Consider the following 19,928-nt stretch of genomic DNA (forward strand, 5'->3'; position numbering starts at 1 on the left):
ACCCCTCCCTGGGCGGTGAAACGCGCCGTGCGCCGCACCGTGCTGCGTTATCCTGACTGTCGAGGCGTCGATGGGGACGAGTAGCGCTGGCCCCGACCGGACGGACACAGCCTAGACGGCCCGATCCGCCCGAGCGACCCGGGGATGGTGGGAGCCCGGGGGCACGACCAGCGCGAAGATCACCCCGGAGCCGCCGGAGGAACGGGAGTCCGTGCTCCCCAGTAGAACCGGCACCAGCGCAACGAAGAGGGATCCGTCGCCCGCCCGTCCAGCGGACCGGCCTCGGCTCCAAGGAGGGTGGTACCGCGGGGCCCGAGCCTCGTCCCTCCGTCAGGCACATCCCTGATGGAAAGGTACGACGGTGGCCAACGACCCCCGGCCCGAACCCCGCGCGCTGCCCCAGTTGCCCGCGCAGATCGATCTACCCGCGACGGAGCGCGAGATCCTCGGCCGCTGGTCGAAGGAGAACGTCTTCCAGCGCTCGCTCGACCAGACCCGCGGCGGCCCCAACTGGGTCTTCTACGAAGGACCGCCCACCGCCAACGGCCAGCCCGGCGTGCACCACGTCGAGGCCCGCGCGTTCAAGGACGTCTTCCCCCGTTTCCGCACCATGCGCGGCTACCACGTCGACCGCAAGGCGGGGTGGGACTGCCACGGCCTGCCCGTCGAGGTCGCCGTGGAGAAGGAACTCGGCCTGTCCGGCAAGAAGGACATCGAGACCTTCGGCATCGCCGAGTTCAACGACCGCTGCCGCGAGTCGGTCCTGCGCAACGTCGACGCGTTCACCGCGATGACCGAGCGCATGGGCTACTGGGTGAACATGGACGACGCCTACCGCACCATGGACCCCCAGTACGTGGAGTCCGTGTGGTGGGCGCTCAAGCAGATCTGGGAGAAGGGCCTCCTGGTCCGCGACTACCGGATCAGCCCCTACTGCCCGCGCTGCGGCACGACCCTGTCCGACCACGAGCTCGCCCAGGGCTACGAGACCGTCACCGACCCGTCGGTGTACGTGCGCCTCCCGGTGACCTCGGGTCCCCTGGCCGCCCCCGAGCACCCGACGTCGCTGCTGGTGTGGACCACGACCCCGTGGACGCTGGTGTCCAACACCGCCGTCGCCGTGCACCCCGACGTGGCGTACGTGGTGGCGACCGACGGCACCGAGCGGCTGGTGGTCGCCGAGCCGCTGTTCGAGAAGGTCCTCGGCGAGGGCTGGGAGCTGACCGGCGAGCGGTTCGAGGGCGACGAGATGGAGCGCTGGACCTACCAGCGCCCGTTCGAGCTCGTCCCCTTCGACGGGCCCGCGCACTTCGTCGTCCTCGCCGACTACGTCACGGTCGAGGACGGCACCGGTCTGGTGCACCAGGCGCCCGCGTTCGGCGGCGACGACATGACGACCTGCCGCGCCTACGGTCTGCCCGTGGTGAACCCGGTGCGCCAGGACGGCACCTTCGAGGCGGACCTGCCCCTGGTGGGCGGCGCCTTCTTCAAGGAGGCGGACCGGACCCTGGTCCGCGACCTGAAGGACCGGGGCCTGATGTTCCGGCACCAGAGCTACGAGCACTCCTACCCGCACTGCTGGCGCTGCCACACCGCGCTGCTCTACTACGCGGTCCCGTCCTGGTACATCCGCACGACGGCGGTCAAGGACGAGCTGATCGGGCAGAACGACGTCACCAACTGGGTGCCCGAGAACGTCAAGGAGGGCCGCTTCGGCGAGTGGCTGCGGGGCAACGTCGACTGGGCGCTGTCGCGCAACCGCTACTGGGGCACACCTCTGCCGATCTGGGAGTTCCCCGACGGCCGCCAGATCTGCGTCGGCTCCCTGGAGGAGCTGAGCCGTCTGAGCGGGCGGGACCTGTCCGATCTCGACCCGCACCGCCCCTACGTCGACGACGTCGTCATCCCCGACCCCGACGCCGACCCCTCCCTGCCCGAGGACCAGCGGGTGGCGCGCCGCGTGCCGGAGGTCATCGACGCGTGGTTCGACTCCGGGTCGATGCCGTTCGCGCAGTGGGGCGCTCCGCACCAGAACGCCGACACCTTCCAGGAGAACTTCCCGGCGCAGTACATCTCCGAGGCGATCGACCAGACGCGCGGGTGGTTCTACTCGCTGCTGGCGGTGAGCACCCTCGTCTACGGCCGCAACTCCTTCGAGAACGTGGTCGTGCTCGGCCACATCCTCGCCGAGGACGGCCGCAAGATGAGCAAGCACCTGGGCAACGTCATGGAGCCCATCCCGGTGATGGACCGGCACGGCGCCGACGCGCTGCGCTGGTTCATGCTGGCCAGCGGTTCGCCGTGGACGGCACGCCGGGTGGGCCACGCGGCGCTGGAGGAGATCGTCCGCAAGGTCCTGCTGACCTACTACAGCACGGTGTCCTTCTTCACCCTGTACGCCAACGCCGGTGACGGCTGGGACCACGCGAAGCTGGCGCAGGCCCCCGCGCCCGAGGACCGCCCGCTGCTCGACCGGTGGCTGTTGTCGGAGCTCAACGAGGTCGTCCGCGACGTCACCGAGGCGATGGACGCCTTCGACACCACGACCGCCGGGCGCCGCCTGACCGCGTTCGTCGACGACGTGTCGAACTGGTACGTGCGCCGCTCCCGGCGCCGCTTCTGGGGCGGGGCCAGCACCCCGGAGGGCGCGTCCGCGTTCGCGACGCTGTTCGAGGCCCTGGAGACGGTCACGCTGCTGATGGCGCCGGTCGTGCCGTTCCTGACCGACCACGTGTGGACGGCGCTGCGCCGTCCCGAGGCGCCCGACTCGGTGCACCTGGCGTCGTGGCCGTCCGTGGACGAGGCACTGGTCGACACGCGGCTGTCCGAACAGATGGCGCTCACCCGGCGCCTCGTCGAGCTGGGCCGGTCCGCCCGCGTCGACTCGGCGGTGCGCACCCGCCAGCCGCTCGCCCGGGCCCTGGTGGGCGCGCCCGGGTTCACCGACCTGCCGGCGCAGCTGCGCGACCAGATCGCCGACGAGCTCAACGTCGAGCGGTTGGACGCGCTGGCCTCCGTCGGCGGGGACCTGGTGGACTACATCGTCAAGCCGAACTTCCGCGCCCTGGGCAAGCGGTTCGCCAAGCGCACGCCGCTGGTCGCCAAGGCGATCCAGGCCGCCGACCCGGCCGACCTGGTCACCCGGGTCCGCGACACCGGTTGGGCGCAGGTGCGGGTCGACGACGAGCCCGTCGACGTCAGCGCGGACGAGCTGCTGGTCACCGAGCAGCCCAGGGAGGGGTGGACGGTGGCCTCCGAGTCCGGGGAGACGGTCGCCCTGGACCTGGAGCTCACGCCGGAGCTGCGCCGTGCGGGACTCGCGCGGGAGATGGTCCGGATGCTCCAGGAGGCGCGCAAGCGCAGCGGTCTGGAGGTCTCCGACCGGATCCACGTGTGGTGGACGGCGTCGGAGGAGACCACCGAGCAGGCCCTGGTCGAGCACGGTGAGACGATCGCCGGCGAGGTGCTGGCCGACGCGTTCGTCGCCGGTGAGGCGGGTGAGGACCTGTACACGGTCGCGTCGGAGGAGTTCGGCGTGGCCTTCGGGTTCCGCCGGGCCTGACGGCCGACGCGCGCGGGCGCCGCTCCTGGTGGCGGAGCGGCGCCCGTCGTGTGTCCTGGGTGGGTCCCGGTGGCCTCAGCGGACCCGGTCGGGTTCCTCGCCCTCGGTGTCGCCCTCGGTGTCGTCCGCGGTGCGCGCGGTGCTCTGGGGGTCGGCCGACGGTTCGCCGTGCTCGGCGACCGCGGTCGCGTCCTCGTCGTCGGGGTCGTCCGCGTCCGTGGCCGGGACGGCGTCGCCCGCGGTGGGAGCGCCGTCGGTGGACGCGTCGTCAGGTGCGGTCGCGTCCGCGACCTGGAGCGCGTCCTCGTCCGCGTCCGGGGCGTCGTCCGTCGGCTCGGGCTCGTCGTGCCCGGCCGTGGCGCCGTCCGACGGGTCCGGGGTGTCTCCGGGCTCCGGCACCGCGGCGACGGTCTCGTCGGGCGCGGAGGTCTCCTCCCGCTCCGTCGCGGGGTCGTCCTCGACCGTGCGGGAGAAGGCGGGGATGCGGTAGCTGAACCGGGCGGAGGCGTCCTCCTCGCCCGGAGGCTCGGGGGCGGGCTCGGCGCCGGTCTCCGGCGGGGGCGGCGCGGCCTCGGGGGCGGGGGACTCGTCGCGTCCGGGGGTCTCCACGGCTGTGGACCGCTCCCCCCGCGAGGGTTCGGGCTCGGAATCGGCGGTGTCCGGGACCGGCCAGGCGGCGACCGCGGGGGTCTCCCAGCGGGGTACCTCGAACTCCGGCTCCTCGGGACCGGTCCCCTCCACGACCGGTCCGGCCCCGTGACCGGACTCCACGGGCACGGAGACCTCCCGCACCGGCGTGTAGGCCGGTGCGGGCGCACGCCCCGGCTCCTCGGCACGCTCGTGCCGGGCCGGTGTCGTCGCGGGGACGGACGACTTCCCCAAACCGTCCGTCCCGGAACGCTCCCGGTTCGGTGCTCCCCCGCCGAACCGTCCCTGGACCACCGCCCCCACGAGGAACAGGGCACTGACCGCGCCGAGTCCGAGCGCGACGTACACGAGCGTGGTCTCGGCGAGCAGCAGGGCGGCCGCCATGACGGCGATGGCCGCCAGCACCGCCACGGTTGCGATGATGCTAAGAATCACAGGTCGACCAGGGCCTTTGCACGCGTTGAGCCGGAGTCTTCAGTTGTTCGGAACCGCACCGGGCCAAGCTCAGCGACGCTCGTGCGGAGACTCGCCCGGGTGGAAGCCGCCGTGCTGGGCGGGCTCGGGCTGACCGAACGGGTTGCCGGCGGGACCGTGCTGCTGGAGCGAGGGCGCGCCGCCGGTCTGGGGGCCCATCGTCTGGAAGCCGCCCGTGGTGTTCGGGTTCGGCTCACCGGACTTGCCCTCCTCGTTGAGCTCACGCAGCTGGCGCTCGAAGTAGTCCTTCAGGCGGCTGCGGTACTCGCGCTCGAAGTCCTTGAGCACGTTGACCTTGTGCTCCAGCTCCTCGCGCTGCTGGACGAGGGAGCCCATGACCTGGCGGTGGCGCTCCTGGGCGTCGCGGTCGAGGTTCTCCGAGCGGGCCCTGGCCTCGCCGATGATCTGGTCGGCCTGGCGGCGCGCCTTGCCGAGGATGTCCTCGGACTCGTGACGGGCGCGGCCCAGCGTCTCGTCCGCCTCGCGGCGGGCGTCGGAGATCGCCTGGTCGGCGGTCTGCTGCGCGAGGGCCAGGACGCGGGCGGCCGTGTCCATGTTCTCCTCGCCGCCCATGGCCAGGTTCGCGCCGGTCATGCCCATCGGGGCGGGCTGGGCCGGAGGCTGGGGGGCCTCGACGGCCTGCGGAGGCTGCACGGGCTCCGGGCGCATCTGCTCGACGTGCTGGGCCTCGGGACCGGCGTCCTGCTGCTGGAAGTCCTGCATGCCCGCGTTGGGGACCTTGCCCCGCAGGCATTCGGCCAGCTTCCCGCGCAGCTCCTCGTTCTCCTGGATCAGTCGGTCCAACTCGGACTCGACCTCGTCGAGAAAGGCGTCGACCTCTTCTTCGTCGTAGCCCGGACGAAGCCGGGTGGTACTGAACTGCTTGTTCCGCACGTCCGCGGGTGTCAGCGGCATCTTCGTCTCCTTGGCGCGCTTGGGAGTCTGTCCGTAGGGACGCTACCTGATCGTGACCTTACGGCAATCCAGATCATGACCAAGACCACATAACGGAATCAGGGGTGTCTCGTTGCCCTGCGCATCCCTATGCGACGGTGGTGGCGAGGCCCGTGAGAACGTTCATCAGCAGCGCCACGGCGATGAAGAGGACCAGGACACTCAGGTCGAGTGCGATGCTCCCCAGCCGCACCGGCTTGATGAACCGACGCAGGAACCTCAGTGGTGGGTCGGTGATCGTGTACACGATCTCAGCGAGCACGAGCACGAACCCCGTGGGACGCCATGTCCTGGAGAAGGACTGCACCATCTCCAGGACCACTCTCGCGATCAGCACGAAAAGGAAGATCTGGAGCGCGATGAGCAGCACTGACAGGACGATACTCACGGTCGTTCCTCGACCCAATCTGTGGACGGGTGTGATGGTCTAGCTCTGATTGAAGAACCCTCGCTCAGCGATCCGCGCCTTGTCCTCGGCGGTCACCTCGACGTTCGCCGGAGAGAGCAGGAACACCTTGTTGGTGACCCTCTCGATACTGCCATGGAGACCGAAGATCAGACCAGCCGCGAAGTCGACGAGACGCTTGGCGTCACTGTCGACCATCTCGGTCAGGTTCATGATCACCGGCGTGCCCTCCCGGAAGTGCTCTCCGATGGTACGCGCCTCGTTGTAGGTGCGGGGGTGGAGCGTCGTGATCCGCGCGAGATCAGCGGTGGAGGCCACCGTGGTCGAGCCGCCGCGCCGGTCGCCCGAACCCACGTAGTCGCCGGTGTCCGTCACTGCGTCGCCCCGTGCTTCCTCGCCCCGCGGAGAATCGGCGTCGCCGTCGCGCCCGTCCTCCGACCCCTCGTCGAAATCGTCGAACTCATCATATTCGTCCGCATAGCGGTGATCGTAACGGTCGTCCTCCACGAGGCCGAGGTAGACCGCCATCTTGCGCATCGCGCCGGCCATCCCATACCCTCCGTCGTCCCCGCGGCCTTCACCGCAGCCAGCTCCTCCGTCTTCACCCGTCACTCGCCGCCTCCGCGGGACGGAGCGCCCATTCGGGCGAACTCCACAGACGGGCCCCAAGGTCTATGTGGGGACATTACCCCACGATCGACGCCCGGTCGCCGAGCAACGCCGTACCGAGTCGCAGGTGTGTCGACCCGTGTGCTATCGCCGCCTCCAGGTCACCGCTCATGCCCGCCGAGATGGCCGCGGCGCCCGGGTGGCGGTCGCGCACACGGTCGGCGACCTCGCGCAACCGGGCGAAGGCGGCGTGGGCGTCGCCCTCGCGCGGCGCGACGGCCATGACACCGCCGAGCGTGAGCGCCTCGTGCTCCGCGATCCGCGCGGCCAGGTCGAGCGCGTCCCCGGGGTCGACCCCGCCGCGCGGTCCGATCACCCCCGCCCGGGAGTCGGCGTCGAGGTTGACCTGGACCAGGCAGGTCAGGCGGCGCTCGGCCGCCGCCGCGCGGTCGCCCAGCGCCCGGGCCAGTCGCGCGCGGTCGACGGAGTGCACGACGTCGGCGTAGCCGGCGACCGACCGGGCCTTGTTGGTCTGCAGTTGGCCCACGAAGTGCCAGGTCAGGTCGAGGTCTGCGGTCTCGGCGGCCTTGGGCGCGGCTTCCTGGTCGCGGTTCTCGCCCACGTGGGTCACGCCGAGCGAGGCGAGCACCCGCACGTCGCTGGCCGGGTAGGTCTTGGTGACCGCGACCAGCGCCACCTCCGCGGGATCGCGGTCGGCCTTGGCGCACGCCGCGTCGATCCTGGCCCGTACCGCGTCGAGGTTGGCTCGGACCTGGTCGACGCGTGCGGGATCGGGCTGTGACACTGTTTTCCTTCTGTTCCCCGTGGGAGCGGGGCGGTGTGAGAGATCCGGTGGGCGCGGTGACGCTCCGGGGCCTGAGGGTCCTCCCGTCACCGCGGGTCCAGGGTACGACCTGGCGGGCCGGGCGGACGCGACCCCGGCCGGGTCGGGGTCAGCCGCGCCAGATGAAGGAGGCGAACCGTCCGGTCGGGGCGCCGCGCCGGTGGGAGAAGAGTTCGGGGCTCTCCAGCGTGCAGCGGCCGTCGGCGGTGACGTCGGTGACACCGGCGCGGCGCAGCTGCGCGGTGACGGCGGCGAGCATGTCCACTCCGGGTGTGCCCCGGCGGGTGACGCAGGCGGCCTCGGGGGTGGTCAGGGCGGTCTCGTCCCTGACGTGCTCGGGCACCTCGTAGCACTTGCCGCAGATGGCGGGGCCGAGGAGGACCGTGATCCGGTCGGTGTCGGCGCCTTGGGCGACCATGGCCGCCACCAGGTTGGCGGCGACGCCCGCCGCGGTCCCCAGGCGACCGGAGTGGGCCGCCCCCAGCACCCCGGCCTCGGCGTCGCCGGCCAGGACGGGCAGGCAGTCGGCGGCCATCGAGGCCAGGACCAGGTCGGAGCGGGTGGTGACCACCCCGTCGCAGGTGCCCACGCCGCCGGGTTCGGTGGCCACGAGCACGTCGGCGCTGTGCACCTGGTTCATCCACACGACGCGGTCGACGCCGAAGCCGAGACGGCGGGCGGCGGTCTCCCGGTTGGCCAGGACCGCCTCGCGTTCGTCACCCGTGCCGAGTCCGAGGTTGAGGGAGTCGTAGGGAGGTGCGCTCACCCCGCCCGCGCGCTCGGTCACGGCGGCACGGACGCCCTGACCCAACTCGATGATCGTGCCCATCCGCGTCCTCGTGTCCCCTCGCTCGGCCCGCGCGGGGCGGTGCGGTGGGTACGCGGGTCCCCGGGGGCGACGACGGCCCCGCCACGGGGCGGGGCCGCTGACTCTCCGATGCTACCGGGGACGGTTCCGGCTACTTCAGGAACTCCGGCACGTCCAGGTCGTCGGGGTCGTCGAAGATGACCCGGCGCCGGGGCGTGGGCACCTCGCCGCGCCGCTCGGCTGCGGAGTCGGTGACCGCGTGGATCGGGCCGCCGCGACCCTCCCGTGCGGCGGACTCCTCCTCGTCCCGCGCGACCGGCCACTCGTGGGCCGACGCGGTCTCGGCGCGGGTGTCCGGGCCGGAGGACGGTGCGTGCGACGCGGCCTCGGTGTGCGCCTCCGGCTCGGCCGGGGACGTCGGGGCCGTCGGCGTCACCGCGGTGGTCGGCACGGTCGGAACACCCGGCGCGGGTCGCTCCTGCTCCCTGGGCTGGACCGGCTGGGCGCTCGGGCGCGCCGGCTCCGGGGCCGCGGTCGGCTCGGGACGCGTGGGAGCGGTCCACGGCGCGGCGCCGGCCGTCGCCCCTCCCGTGTCCGCGCCTGAGGACGCCCGCTCACGCGGTGTCTCCTGGACGGACTCGGGACCCGCCTTGGGGGCGGCGGCCTCAGGAGGGTCCACGGGACGCTGCTCCCTCGTCGGCGGACCGTTCGTGCCCGGTTCGTCGAAGCCCGCGGCGATGACCGTGACCCTCACCTCGTCGCCGAGCGCGTCGTCGATGACGGCTCCGAAGATGATGTTGGCCTCGGGCGCCGCCGAGTTGGCCACCAGTTGCGCGGCCTCGTTGATCTCGAACAGCCCCAGGTCGGAGCCGCCCTGGATGGACAGAAGGACCCCGTGGGCGCCGTCGATGCTCGCCTCCAGCAGCGGTGAGGAGATGGCCATCTCCGCCGCCGCGACGGCCCGATCGTCCCCGCGCGCGGACCCGATGCCCATGAGCGCGGATCCGGCGCCCGACATGACCGACTTCACGTCCGCGAAGTCGAGGTTGATCAGGCCGGGGGTGGTGATGAGGTCGGTGATGCCCTGAACACCCGAGAGCAGGACCTGGTCGGCCGCCTTGAAGGCGTCCAACACGCTGACCTGGCGGTCGGAGATGGACAGCAACCGGTCGTTGGGAATCACGATGAGTGTGTCGACCTCCTCACGGAGCATCGCTATCCCCGACTCGGCCTGGGTGGCCCGCCGCTTGCCCTCGAAACCGAAGGGGCGGGTGACCACGCCGATGGTGAGGGCGCCGAGGGAGCGGGCGATGTTGGCGACCACGGGCGCCCCTCCGGTGCCCGTTCCACCGCCCTCGCCCGCGGTGACGAAGACCATGTCGGCCCCCTTGAGGACCTCCTCGATCTCCTCGCGGTGGTCCTCGGCGGCCTTGCGGCCGACGTCGGGGTTGGCTCCGGCTCCCAGGCCGCGCGTGAGTTCACGGCCGACGTCGAGCTTGACGTCGGCGTCACTCATCAGCAGCGCCTGGGCATCGGTATTGATGGCGATGAACTCGACGCCCTTGAGCCCCTCTTCGATCATTCGGTTGACGGCGTTGACACCGCCGCCGCCGATGCCGACGACTTTGATGACCGCGAGGTAGTTCTGCGGTGCTGCCACGACGAGGGGCCTTTCCGCTCGCATGAGCCGCTCCGTCGGCGCGTCCGGGGCCAGGGCCGCCGGAGAACGCCTCGGGTTCGGCATCCGGTTTACTCCATGTGCGTTTCGGGTTCCCCCGCACCGCGGCGTCCACGACGCGGGTGTCCGGGGACCCGGGGCCACCCGGAACCGTTCCGCGTCCGACCCTGCGGTCGGCGTCCTCCGTCCACCGGACGGACAACGGTTCCTGCGTACCCCGAAAAGCGTGTTTTGCTACGTTCTTGACGGTGGTTGTGCTTCCCGACAGTAAGCGGACTGCCGAGTACGGGCAACCGATGCTGGGGTCAGCCTAACCGCGCATAACACGAGGAAGCGATGTGCGCACCCGGCGCGTCGCGTCTGGAATGTCCGCGCCGGTCGGTAAAGCGTCCCGTGAGGGCTCCCCCGACACTCCCGCGCGGCGCCCGGACCGCCGACACCGTTCCTTTTCCGCCCTCTGGTCACCGCTTCACCGAACGATGGCCAGGTCCGGTGTGCTCACGTCGTAGATCCGCCCGTCCTCTGGGGGGTGCTCGCGCATGAGGACGCGCAGGACCGCGCTCTTGTCGGCGGTGGCGGAGGGGTCTCCCCACTCCACGAGCGACCCGTCCCCGAGGTCGAGGACGATCGCGTCGGTCTCGGTGGCGTCGATGAGCTGGACCTGCGCCAGCAGGGAGCCGGGGGCGCGTTCGACGATGTCGGCCGCGGCCCGGACCGCCTCGTTGCCCTCGACCTCGCCGGTGACGCGCACCACGGGATGGGTGCCCGGACGGGTCGGCGAGTCCTCGATGCGCACGCCGTCCCCGTCCACGAGCCGGTACTCGCCACCGGCCCGGACCGCCAGCAGCGGCTGGCGCTCGACGATCTCCACACGCAGGGTGGCGGGCCAGCCGCGCGACAGCGTGGCCGACTCCACGAGCTCGACGGACTCGGCCCGTTCCGCTCCCGCCGCCAGGTCCACCCGGATCAGCGGGGTGCCGGTCGCCACGTCCACGGCGGCCACGACCTCGTCCCGCGAGACGCGGTCCAGACCGGTGACGGAGACCTCGCGTACGACGAGCAACCGGGATCCGAGCAGTCCCCAGGTGACGACGCAGACCAGGGCGACCACCAGAAGCGCCACGAAGGCGAGCTTCCACGGATCGGACCTCCGACGCGGCCTACCGCCCGGCTTCGGATCCGCCTCGGGTTCGGCGGTCGCCTCGCCCTGGTCAGCGCTCACGTGTCTCCCCCTGCTCGCTTCGGGTCTCCGCTTCGCATCGGCCCGCCCGCCACCTAGACGGACGCCTCCGGCGCGGCGCCCCCGCTTCGGCGCGGTCCCGGCCCCACGAACTCCGGCGGCGCCCGAACGGCCTACCCCGCCGCGGTCTCGGCGGCCCGGGCGCGCGCCTCGACGATCCGCGGTCCCAGCTCGGTGACGTCGCCCGCGCCCATGGTGAGCACGATGTCACCGGGTCGGGCGAGTTCGGCCACCCGGCGCACGACCTCGTCCCGGCCGGGCACGTACCACACGCGGTCGTGGGAGACACGGGAGGTGATCAGTTCGCCGGTCACCCCCGGCTCGGGGTCCTCCCGGGCCGCGTAGACCTCCATCACCACGACCTCGTCGGCCAGGCTCAGCGCCGTGGCGAACTCGTCCGCGAAGAAGCGGGTGCGGCTGTACAGGTGCGGCTGGAACAGCGCGACCACCCGACCGGCGGGCAGTCCCTGCTCCGCCGCGTCACCGGCGACCGACTCCAGGGCGGCGCGGGTGGCGCGCAGGTCGGCCTCGATCTCCGTGGGGTGGTGGGCGTAGCTGTCGTAGACCGCCACCCCGTCAGCCTCGCCCTTGAGCTCGAAGCGGCGCGCGGCACCGGCGAAGTCGGCGATGCCCTCGACCGCGACCTCCAGGTCGTGGCCCAGTTCGTCGGCGACCACGAGCGCGGCGGCGGCGTTGAGCACGTTGTGCCGGCCCGGGACCGCCAGGGTGCCGTCGATGGGCTCCCCTCCGGCGGTCTGGATGGTGAACTCGGTGGTGAAGCCGCGCGCGACCGTCCGGGTGACCCGGTGGTCGGCGTCGGCCGCCTCCCCGTAGGTCACGACGCGTTTGCCGCGCTCCCGGGCGATCTCGGCGACCCGGCGGGCGCCGGGGTCGTCGACGCCGACGACCAGGGTCCGCTCGACGCGGTCGACGAACGAGGCGAAGTTGGCGTGGATCTCGTCCAGACCGCTGTAGTTGTCCAGGTGGTCGGCCTCGACGTTGGTGACCACGGCGATCTTCGGGGAGAGCATGAGGAAGGACCCGTCGCTCTCGTCGGCCTCGACCGCGATGGCCGGGCCGATCCCGGCGTCGGCGCCCAGCCCCGTGGTGACCAGCTTGCCGCCGATCACGTAGCCGGGGTCGGCGCCCAGGTGCTGGAGGACCACGGCGATCATGGACGTCGTGGTGGTCTTGCCGTGCGTCCCGGACACGGCGATGCCCTCGCGGCCCAGCAGCAGCGCGCCCAGGGCCGCCGCCCTCGGCAGGATCCGCAGGCCGCGGCGGCGCGCCTCGACCAGTTCGGGGTTGTCGTCGCGGATGGCGGAGGAGACGACGAGCGTCTCGGCGGCGCCCAGATGGTCGGCCGCGTGGCCGACGTGCGTCTTGGCGCCCATCTCCTCCAGTTCGCGCAGGGTCTCGCTGTCCCGGGCGTCGCTGCCCGAGACCTCGACCCCGGACTGGAGCAGGACGCGGGCGATGCCGGACATGCCCGCCCCGCCCAGGCCGATGAAGTGGGTGCGGCCGAGCTTGTCCACGGGGACCGGATCGGTCGGGGTGACGAGGCTCATCGGGTGTCCTTCCCGTCGTCGTGGTAGACCTCGTCGCCGTCGGCGTCGTCGAACGGGAGGTCGGGCGTGGGGCGGTCGCCGCGGGCGATCGCCATCACCTCGCGCGCGAGTTCCACGTCGGCGTCGCGGCGGCCCATCCGGGCGGCCGCCTCGGACATGGACACGACCCGGTCGGTGTCGGTCAGAAGGGGGATGAGCCGGCCCGTGATCCACTCGACCGACACGTCGGCGTTGTTGACCATGACGCCGCCGCCCGCCTGGACGATCGGCTCGGCGTTGAGGGCCTGCTCGCCGTTGCCGATGGCCAGCGGGACGAAGGCACCGGGCAGGCCGACGGCGGTCAGTTCGGCGCAGGTCATCGCCCCGGAACGGCACATCGCCACGTCGGCGGCAGCGTAGGCCATGTCCATCCGGTCCACGTAGGGGACCGCGACGTAGGGGACGCCGTCCTGGGTCAGGTCCTGGGGCTCGGCGGCGTTCTTCGGACCCACGACGTGCAGGACCTGCACTCCGGCGGCCCGGAAGTGGGGGATGGCGGCGAAGGCGGTCTCGTTGATGCGCTGGGCGCCCTGGGAGCCGCCGAAGATCAGCAGGGTGGGCAGGTCGTGGCGGAGGCCGAAGTAGGCGCGGGCCTTGTCGCCCACGGCCAGCCGGTTGAGCGTGGTGATCTGCTCGCGCAGCGGGATGCCGACGTAGCGGCCGTTGCGGATCTGGGTGTGCGGGTGGCCGGTGTACACGTGGGGGGTGAGCCGCGCCCCGAGCCGGTTGGCCAGTCCGGGCAGCGGGTTGGCCTCGTGCACGACGATCGGGAGGCGCCGACGCCGCGCGGCCAGGTAGCCGGGGGTGGCCACGTACCCGCCGAAGCCGACCAGGACGTCGGCCTGAAGCCGGTCCAGGTGTTCCCCCGCGGCGCTGAGCGCACCGGCGAGCTTGCCGGGGACGGTGAGCAGTTGGGGGGTGAGCTTGCGCGGCAGGGGGACCGCGGGGATCAGACCGAGCTCGTACCCGCGCATGGGGACCAGCCTGGTCTCCAGCCCCCGCTCGGTGCCCAGACAGAGGATCTCCGTGCTGGGATCGACGCGCCGCAGCGCGTCGGCAAGGGAGAGTGCGGGCTCGATATGCCCGGCCGTGCCGCCTCCGGCTAGGGCTACCCTCATGGTCGCCGATTCCTCCTTGGCCGGTCACCCGCCGGGACCGGTCCGCTCCTGTGCTTGGCCGTCGTCCTGCCGCCACGGGTCCCGCGGGGGCCGCGCGCCGTGGTGGCACGCCTGGGGACGGTGGCGCCACCCCGCTTGTGCACCGAGGTGCCGACATTCTCCAGGCCCAGCCAGCTTAGAGCCCTTTGGAGCCTACTGGGACCCCGGGCCGCCAGGGCTTTTCTGGCCTGGGGCTCGGACTTGGCCAGAGCGAGCAGCACACCGAGCGCCAGCATGGTCGGCACGAGCGAGGAACCGCCGTAGGAGACGAGGGGCAGCGGGATGCCGGTGACGGGAACGAGGCCGATGACGGCGGCGATGTTGATCATCGCCTGGCCGAGGATCCACGCGATGATGGCGACGGCGGCCAGGCGCGCGAAGGGCTCCTCGACCCTCCGGGCCACCCGCAGGCCGGCGTAGCCCAGCACCCCGAACAGGGAGATGACGACGAGCGTGCCGATCAGGCCGAACTCCTCGCCGATGATCGCGAAGATGAAGTCGGACTCGGCGAAGGGCAGGAAGCCCCACTTCTCCCGGCTGGCGCCGATGCCGACGCCGAACACCCCGCCGGTGCCGAGCGCGTACAGCCCGTGCAGCGACTGGAAGCCGTCTCCGGTGGGGTCGGCGCCGGGGTCGAGGAAGGCCGTGACGCGGGTGATCCGGTAGGGCTCGATCGCGATGATGATCACGGCGAGCGCCAGGACCAGGCCGAACATCGCCACGAACATCCGGCCCGGAGCCCCGACCACCCACAGCAGGGCCAGGAAGACCAGCAGCAGGACGAGCGTCGTGGACAGGTCGGAGCCGAGCAGCACCAGCAGCGCGAGCAGGCCGACACCGGGCAGCAGCGGGAAGAGCAGGTGCCGCCACTCGGTCATCTCCCGCAGTTCCTCCCTGCGGGCGAGCACGTTGGCGCCCCACAGGGTGAACGCGAGCTTGGCGGGCTCCGAGGGCTGGATGGTCAGGCCGCCGATCTCCAGCCAGCGCATGGCGCCGTTGACCTCGGTGCCCTGGAACGCGGTGAGCAGGAGCAGGAGGACGGAGATGATCATCGCCGGGTAGCCCGCGATGCGGAACACCGTGTGGGGCAGGTGGGAGGCCACGATCATCAGCGGCAGGCCGATGCACGCCGACACCATCTGGCGCTGGAACATCGAGAAGGCGGAGCCGGTCTCGGTGATCGAGTTGACCATCGTCGACGACAGCACCATGACCAGGCCCAGGGCGATGAGCATCACCCCGGTGCCCAGCACCAGGTAGTAGGAGGTGAGGGGTCGGTCGAGGGACCGCGCCCACTCACGCCACAGTGCGCGTTCACGCCCGCCGGTCGCCGCACGCCCGCGGGGCCGGGCCATCCCTGGGACCGTTGTCGTCGCCGCCATCCACACCCTCCGCACGATTCGCGCCTCAATAGTGGCGCACGGGCACGTGCGGGAGCGCGGACATTTTCCGCGTGTTGGCCATCTTTGGCGCCTGGGAAGGTGGCGCCTGGCACACGGGCGGGCGCCCGCGCGCGATTCGGTCGCGCACGGGCGTCGCTCGACTACTCAGCGGCGCCGTTCGACGGCTTCGGCGAAGAAGCGGCCCCGCTCGGGGTAGTTGGTGAACATGTCCATGGAGGCGGCGGCGGGCGCCAGCAGCACCGTGTCGCCCTCCTCGGCCAGGTCCGCGGCGGCGGCCACCACCGCGTCCATGACGGTGTGCCCCTCGGGCGCGTTCCCGGCCGGCCCCTCGACCTCGACCTCGACCACCGGGACGTCGGGCGCGTGCTTGGCGAGGGCCTCGCGCAGCCGCGCCCGGTCCGCGCCGATGAGGACGACGCCGCGCAGGCGGTCCGCGGCCATGGCGACCAGGTCGTCGACGTCGGCGCCCTTGAGCAGTCCGCCCGCGATCCACACCACCGGGCGGTAGGCGTGGAGCGAGGCCGCCGCGGCGTGCGGGTTGGTGGCCTTGGAGTCGTTGACGTAGTCGACGCCGTCCACCGTGGCCACGTGGGCGATCCGGTGCGGCTCGGGGACGAACGCGGTCAGTCCGGCCCTGACCGACGCGGCCGCGACCCCGATCGACCGGGCCAGCGCCGCGGCGGCCAGGGCGTTGGCGACGTTGTGCGGCGCGGCGGGGCGAACGTCGGCGAGGCTGGCCAGCTCCTCCGCGGTGCTGCTCGGATCCGCGACGAACGCGCGGTCCACCAGCAGGTCCTCGACCACGCCCAGCTCTCCGGCCCGCGGGGTGTCCAGGCCGACGCCGACCAGCGGTGTGTGCGGGTCGCCGTCCTCCTCGGCCAGGCGCACCGACCAGGGGTCGGCGGTGTTGACCACGCGGACGGTCCCGCGCGCGAACACCCGTCCCTTGGCCCGGGCGTAGGCGGTGAGCCCGCCGTGCCAGTCCAGGTGGTCGGGGGCCACGTTCAGCACGACGGCGGCGTGCGGTCGCACGGTGGAGGACCAGTGCAGCTGGAAGCTGGACAGTTCGACCGCCAGGACGTCGTGGACGCGCCCGTCCGCGTCGGGCAGGACGGCGTCGATGACCGGCGTGCCGACGTTGCCGACGGCCAGCGCGTCGCGGCCGTCGGCGCGCAGCATCGCCTCCAGCATGCGGACGGTCGTGGTCTTGCCGTTGGTGCCGGTGACCGCGAGCCAGACCTGGTCGGCGGGCTTGAGCCGCCAGGCCAGCTCGACGTCGCCGACGACCTCGACCCCGGCCTCGGCGGCCCGGACCAGCAGCGGGGAGTCGGGACGCCAGCCCGGCGAGGTGACGACCAGGTCGCAGCCCTCGGGTAGCGGGGTCGCGCCGAGGACGACCTCGGCTCCGGCCCCGGTCAGCTCGGCCGCGACCGCGCGCGTGGCGTCGTCGTCGCGGCCGTCGACGACGACCACGCGGGCGCCGCGGGCCAGGAGCGCGCGGGCGACGGGGGGACCGGAGACGCCCAGACCGGCGACGCAGACCGTGCGGTCGGCGAGGGCGGGCGCGGTGTCGGGGTTCTCGTGGTCGGGCACGGCGCTACCTCGGCATCCATTCGAGGTAGAAGAGTCCGATGGCGATCGCCACGAACAGGCCCTGGATGATCCAGAAGCGGATCACGATGGTCGTCTCGGCCCACCCCTTGAGCTCGAAGTGGTGCTGGAGCGGCGCCATCCGGAAGACCCGTTTGCCGGTCAGGCGGAACGAGCTGATCTGGATCATCACGGACAGGGTGATGATGACGAACAGACCGCCGATGAGCAGCAGCAGGAGCTGGGTGCGGGTGGTGATGGCCAGACCGACGATGAGGCCGCCCAGGGCCAGGGAGCCGGTGTCGCCCATGAAGATCTTCGCGGGCGGGGCGTTGAACCAGAGGAAGGCGATGCACGAGCCGAGGACGGCGGAGGCGACGACGGCCAGGTCGAGGGGGTCGCGGACCGTGTAGCAGTTGGTGGCCAGGTAGGACACGCAGGACTGGCGCAGCTGCCAGTTGCCGATGATGACGTAGGCGACCAACGACAGGATGGTCGCGCCCGTGGCCAGGCCGTCCAGGCCGTCGGTGAGGTTGACCGCGTTGGAGAAGCCGACGATGAGGAACAGCGCCCACAGGATGAACAGCGGGAGCATCAGCGTGGGGCCGAAGTCGCGGAGGAAGGACAGGCTGGGGGCGGCCGGGGTGTAGGAGTACCCGTTGGGGAACTGGGTGACCCCGTAGGCGAAGCCGACGCCGACGATGGCCTGGCCGATCATCTTGGCGCCGCTGCGCAGGCCCAGGCTGCGGCGCTTGTAGATCTTGATGAAGTCGTCGAGGAAGCCGACGCAGCCCATGCCGGCGAAGAGGAACATCACCAGCAGGCCGGAGGCGGTGGGGCCGGTGGCGGCCGGCTGGAGCAGCCAGAGCACCAGGTGCGACCCGAAGTAGCCGACCAGGGCGCCGAGGATGATGACGATGCCGCCCATGGTGGGCGTGCCCTGCTTGGTCTTGTGGCCCTCGGGTCCGTCGTCGCGGACCTCCTGGCCGAACTTGAACCGGTACAGGAGCTTGATCAGCGGCGGCATCAGCGCCATGGACACGACCAGCGAGAGCGCCGCCGCGATGGAGATGCCGATCACTGGACATCACCCTTGGTGATGAGGTCGATAACCCTTTCGAGCGCTGCCACCCGCGATCCCTTCACAATGACGACGTCTCCTGTGCGCATCCGCTCGCGCACCGCCGAGGCGGCCGCCTCGGCGTCCGGCACCCGGACGGTCTCGCCACGCCACCGGCCCTCCCTGGCGGCGCGCTCGGCGCCGACGGCGATGCCCTCGGCCTCCTCGCCGACCACGACCAGGTGGGACACGCCCGTGCGGGCCGCCAGCTCACCGACCCGTTCGTGCTCCGCGCGGCCGTCCTCGCCGAGTTCGGCCATGTGGGCGAGCACCGCGATGGAGCGGCGGTCCCGGGCGAGGGATCCGAGCGTGGCCAGGGCCGCCCGCATGGACTCGGGATTGGCGTTGTAGGCGTCGTTGACGAGCGTGGCGCCGTCGTGCTCGGTGACCTCCATGCGCCACCGGCTCACCGGGGTCGCCGCGCCCAGGGCGTCGGCGATCGCCGCGACGTCCATGCCGAGTTCGTCGGCGACCGCGGCGGTCGCCAACGCGTTGTGTACCTGGTGGGCGCCCACGAGCGCCAACCGCACCGGGGCGGACTCGCCGCCCAGGTGGAGTGTGAAGGACGGGGCCCCGGTCGATCCCAGGACCACGTCGGTGGCGCGCACGTCGGCGTCCTCGCCGAGGCCGTAGGTGACCACGCGCGCCTCGGTGCGGGACGCCATCGCGCTCACGCGGGGGTCGTCGGCGTTCAGGACGGCCACGCCGCCCCCGCCGCGCCGCGCGCCGCCGGGCGGGAGCGCCTCGACGAGTTCGCCCTTGGCCTGGGCGATCGCGTCGCGGTCGCCGAACTCGCCCATGTGCGCGCTGCCCACGTTGAGCACGACGCCGATCCTCGGCGGCGCCACGCGGCACAGGTGGGCGATGTGCCCGATCCCGCGCGCGGCGACCTCCAGCACGAGGTGGCGCGTGCCGGTGCCGGCGCGCAGCACCGTGAGCGGATGGCCGATCTCGTTGTTGAACGACCCGGCGGGGGCGACCGTGGGGCCGAGCCGGCCGACGACCTGGGCGATGAGGTCCTTGGTGGTGGTCTTGCCGGACGACCCGGTGACCCCGACGACCTCGGCGGCGGCCGCTCCCCGACGGGGATCGGCGAGCTCCCTGGCCACGTGCGCGGCCAGGCGCGCCAGCGCCGCGACGACCTCGTCGTCGCCTCCGTCCACCAGCAGGTGGGGAGCGTCGACGGGTCGGGACGCCAGGACGACCGCCGCCCCCGCCTCGACGGCCGCGGCGGCGAAGTCGTGCCCGTCCGCGCGTTCGCCGGTCAGGGCGACGAAGAGCGCTCCGGGCGCGGCGTGGCGCGAGTCGATGACGACCGGGCCGTCCACGACGGTGTCGGGGCGCGCTGGTCCGCCGATGGCGGTCTGGGTGATCTCGGCGATCCGATCGAGCGTGAGCGCGATCAAATCCACTCCTCATGTCAGGCCCGGCTCACGGCGCCACAGGGGCGCTTGGCCGCCCGGCCGGAGTTTCAGGTCAGGGGAAGGCACCGCGGTCACCGTGCGCGCGACGGCGCGCGGGCCTCGCCACGGATCGGCACACGCCACTGCCGTGGGAGCCACTGCGGCACGTTTCCGGGCTGCGATTGCCGGACCTACCTTAGAACATGTTGAGGTGTCTGAGGTCCTGTCGGGGCCCGTGTGGAGCAATATGCGCCACTTCGTGACCGTCCTGGTGTAACGCGCCACGCGCTCGCGCGGCACACACCCGCGGGCGCCCCCGGGGGGGGGGGGCGCCCCCCCCCCCGGGCGGCCCCCCCCGGGCCGCCGGGGCCCCCCCCCCCCCCCCCCCCCGCCCGGGCCCGGGGGGGGGGGGGCCCGGGGGCGCC

15 protein-coding genes are annotated in these 19,928 nt (G+C 72.4%); 1 reads left to right on the top strand and 14 read right to left on the bottom strand.

Annotation, left to right across the window (positions count from 1 at the left end):
- Positions 1-361: 361 nt before the first annotated feature.
- Positions 362-3,562 (top strand): isoleucine--tRNA ligase, encoded by a 3,201-nt coding sequence (ileS, locus tag ACIBFB_RS12280; protein ID WP_397229204.1) that lies wholly within the window; start codon positions 362-364, stop codon positions 3,560-3,562.
- A 75-nt stretch (positions 3,563-3,637) separates the two neighbouring features.
- Here the strand turns inward: ileS and ACIBFB_RS12285 are convergent, their stop codons facing one another.
- From ACIBFB_RS12285 to murF, 14 genes are all read right to left on the bottom strand, one after another.
- A complete protein-coding gene (locus ACIBFB_RS12285) occupies positions 3,638-4,621 on the bottom strand; it encodes a hypothetical protein (protein ID WP_397229206.1) in 984 nt (327 codons plus the stop codon).
- 93 nt (positions 4,622-4,714) lie between these two features.
- Entirely contained in the window at positions 4,715-5,599 is an 885-nt protein-coding gene (locus ACIBFB_RS12290; protein WP_397229208.1) for a DivIVA domain-containing protein, read from the bottom strand.
- A 127-nt stretch (positions 5,600-5,726) separates the two neighbouring features.
- Positions 5,727-6,026: a YggT family protein gene (locus tag ACIBFB_RS12295; RefSeq protein ID WP_075925573.1), complete on the bottom strand. Its 300-nt coding sequence runs from the start codon at positions 6,024-6,026 to the stop codon at positions 5,727-5,729.
- Positions 6,027-6,065: 39 nt separating this feature from the next.
- Positions 6,066-6,593 (bottom strand): cell division protein SepF, encoded by a 528-nt coding sequence (locus tag ACIBFB_RS12300; protein ID WP_397229210.1) that lies wholly within the window; start codon positions 6,591-6,593, stop codon positions 6,066-6,068.
- Positions 6,594-6,729: 136 nt separating this feature from the next.
- Positions 6,730-7,458 carry a YggS family pyridoxal phosphate-dependent enzyme gene (locus tag ACIBFB_RS12305; protein WP_397229212.1) on the bottom strand — a complete coding sequence of 243 codons (729 nt, stop codon included), beginning with the start codon at positions 7,456-7,458 and terminating at the stop codon, positions 6,730-6,732.
- A 148-nt stretch (positions 7,459-7,606) separates the two neighbouring features.
- A complete protein-coding gene (gene pgeF, locus ACIBFB_RS12310; RefSeq protein WP_397229214.1) occupies positions 7,607-8,326 on the bottom strand; it encodes a peptidoglycan editing factor PgeF in 720 nt (239 codons plus the stop codon).
- A 130-nt stretch (positions 8,327-8,456) separates the two neighbouring features.
- Positions 8,457-9,965, bottom strand: coding sequence for a cell division protein FtsZ (ftsZ, locus tag ACIBFB_RS12315; RefSeq protein WP_397229216.1), 1,509 nt, complete (start codon positions 9,963-9,965; stop codon positions 8,457-8,459).
- A 487-nt stretch (positions 9,966-10,452) separates the two neighbouring features.
- Entirely contained in the window at positions 10,453-11,205 is a 753-nt protein-coding gene (locus tag ACIBFB_RS12320; protein WP_397229219.1) for a cell division protein FtsQ/DivIB, read from the bottom strand.
- A 131-nt stretch (positions 11,206-11,336) separates the two neighbouring features.
- Positions 11,337-12,791, bottom strand: a complete 1,455-nt coding sequence (gene murC, locus ACIBFB_RS12325; RefSeq protein WP_397229221.1) for a UDP-N-acetylmuramate--L-alanine ligase — start codon at positions 12,789-12,791, stop codon at positions 11,337-11,339.
- Positions 12,788-13,948 (bottom strand): undecaprenyldiphospho-muramoylpentapeptide beta-N-acetylglucosaminyltransferase, encoded by a 1,161-nt coding sequence (murG, locus tag ACIBFB_RS12330; RefSeq protein WP_397229223.1) that lies wholly within the window; start codon positions 13,946-13,948, stop codon positions 12,788-12,790. The genes murC and murG overlap by 4 nt, the downstream gene beginning before the upstream one ends.
- Positions 13,945-15,369 (bottom strand): putative lipid II flippase FtsW, encoded by a 1,425-nt coding sequence (gene ftsW / locus ACIBFB_RS12335; RefSeq protein ID WP_397229225.1) that lies wholly within the window; start codon positions 15,367-15,369, stop codon positions 13,945-13,947. Before ftsW ends, murG begins: the two co-directional genes overlap by 4 nt.
- A gap of 165 nt (positions 15,370-15,534) precedes the next feature.
- Entirely contained in the window at positions 15,535-16,983 is a 1,449-nt protein-coding gene (murD, locus tag ACIBFB_RS12340) for a UDP-N-acetylmuramoyl-L-alanine--D-glutamate ligase (protein WP_397229227.1), read from the bottom strand.
- 4 nt (positions 16,984-16,987) lie between these two features.
- Positions 16,988-18,061 (bottom strand): phospho-N-acetylmuramoyl-pentapeptide-transferase, encoded by a 1,074-nt coding sequence (mraY, locus tag ACIBFB_RS12345; protein WP_397229229.1) that lies wholly within the window; start codon positions 18,059-18,061, stop codon positions 16,988-16,990.
- Positions 18,058-19,506 carry a UDP-N-acetylmuramoyl-tripeptide--D-alanyl-D-alanine ligase gene (gene murF, locus ACIBFB_RS12350; RefSeq protein ID WP_397229231.1) on the bottom strand — a complete coding sequence of 483 codons (1,449 nt, stop codon included), beginning with the start codon at positions 19,504-19,506 and terminating at the stop codon, positions 18,058-18,060. The genes mraY and murF overlap by 4 nt, the downstream gene beginning before the upstream one ends.
- Positions 19,507-19,928 lie beyond the last annotated feature (422 nt).

Source organism: Nocardiopsis sp. NPDC050513, from assembly GCF_044457925.1.
Classification (GTDB): Bacteria; Actinomycetota; Actinomycetes; order Streptosporangiales; family Streptosporangiaceae; genus Nocardiopsis.

Coding starts and splice junctions, on each gene's coding strand:
- ACIBFB_RS12290 (WP_397229208.1), bottom strand. CDS start 5,599: ATGCCGCTGACACCCGCGGACGTGCGGAACAAGCAGTTCAGTACCACC.
- ACIBFB_RS12300 (WP_397229210.1), bottom strand. CDS start 6,593: ATGGCCGGCGCGATGCGCAAGATGGCGGTCTACCTCGGCCTCGTGGAG.
- pgeF (WP_397229214.1), bottom strand. CDS start 8,326: ATGGGCACGATCATCGAGTTGGGTCAGGGCGTCCGTGCCGCCGTGACC.
- murC (WP_397229221.1), bottom strand. CDS start 12,791: ATGAGCCTCGTCACCCCGACCGATCCGGTCCCCGTGGACAAGCTCGGC.
- murG (WP_397229223.1), bottom strand. CDS start 13,948: ATGAGGGTAGCCCTAGCCGGAGGCGGCACGGCCGGGCATATCGAGCCC.
- ftsW (WP_397229225.1), bottom strand. CDS start 15,369: ATGGCGGCGACGACAACGGTCCCAGGGATGGCCCGGCCCCGCGGGCGT.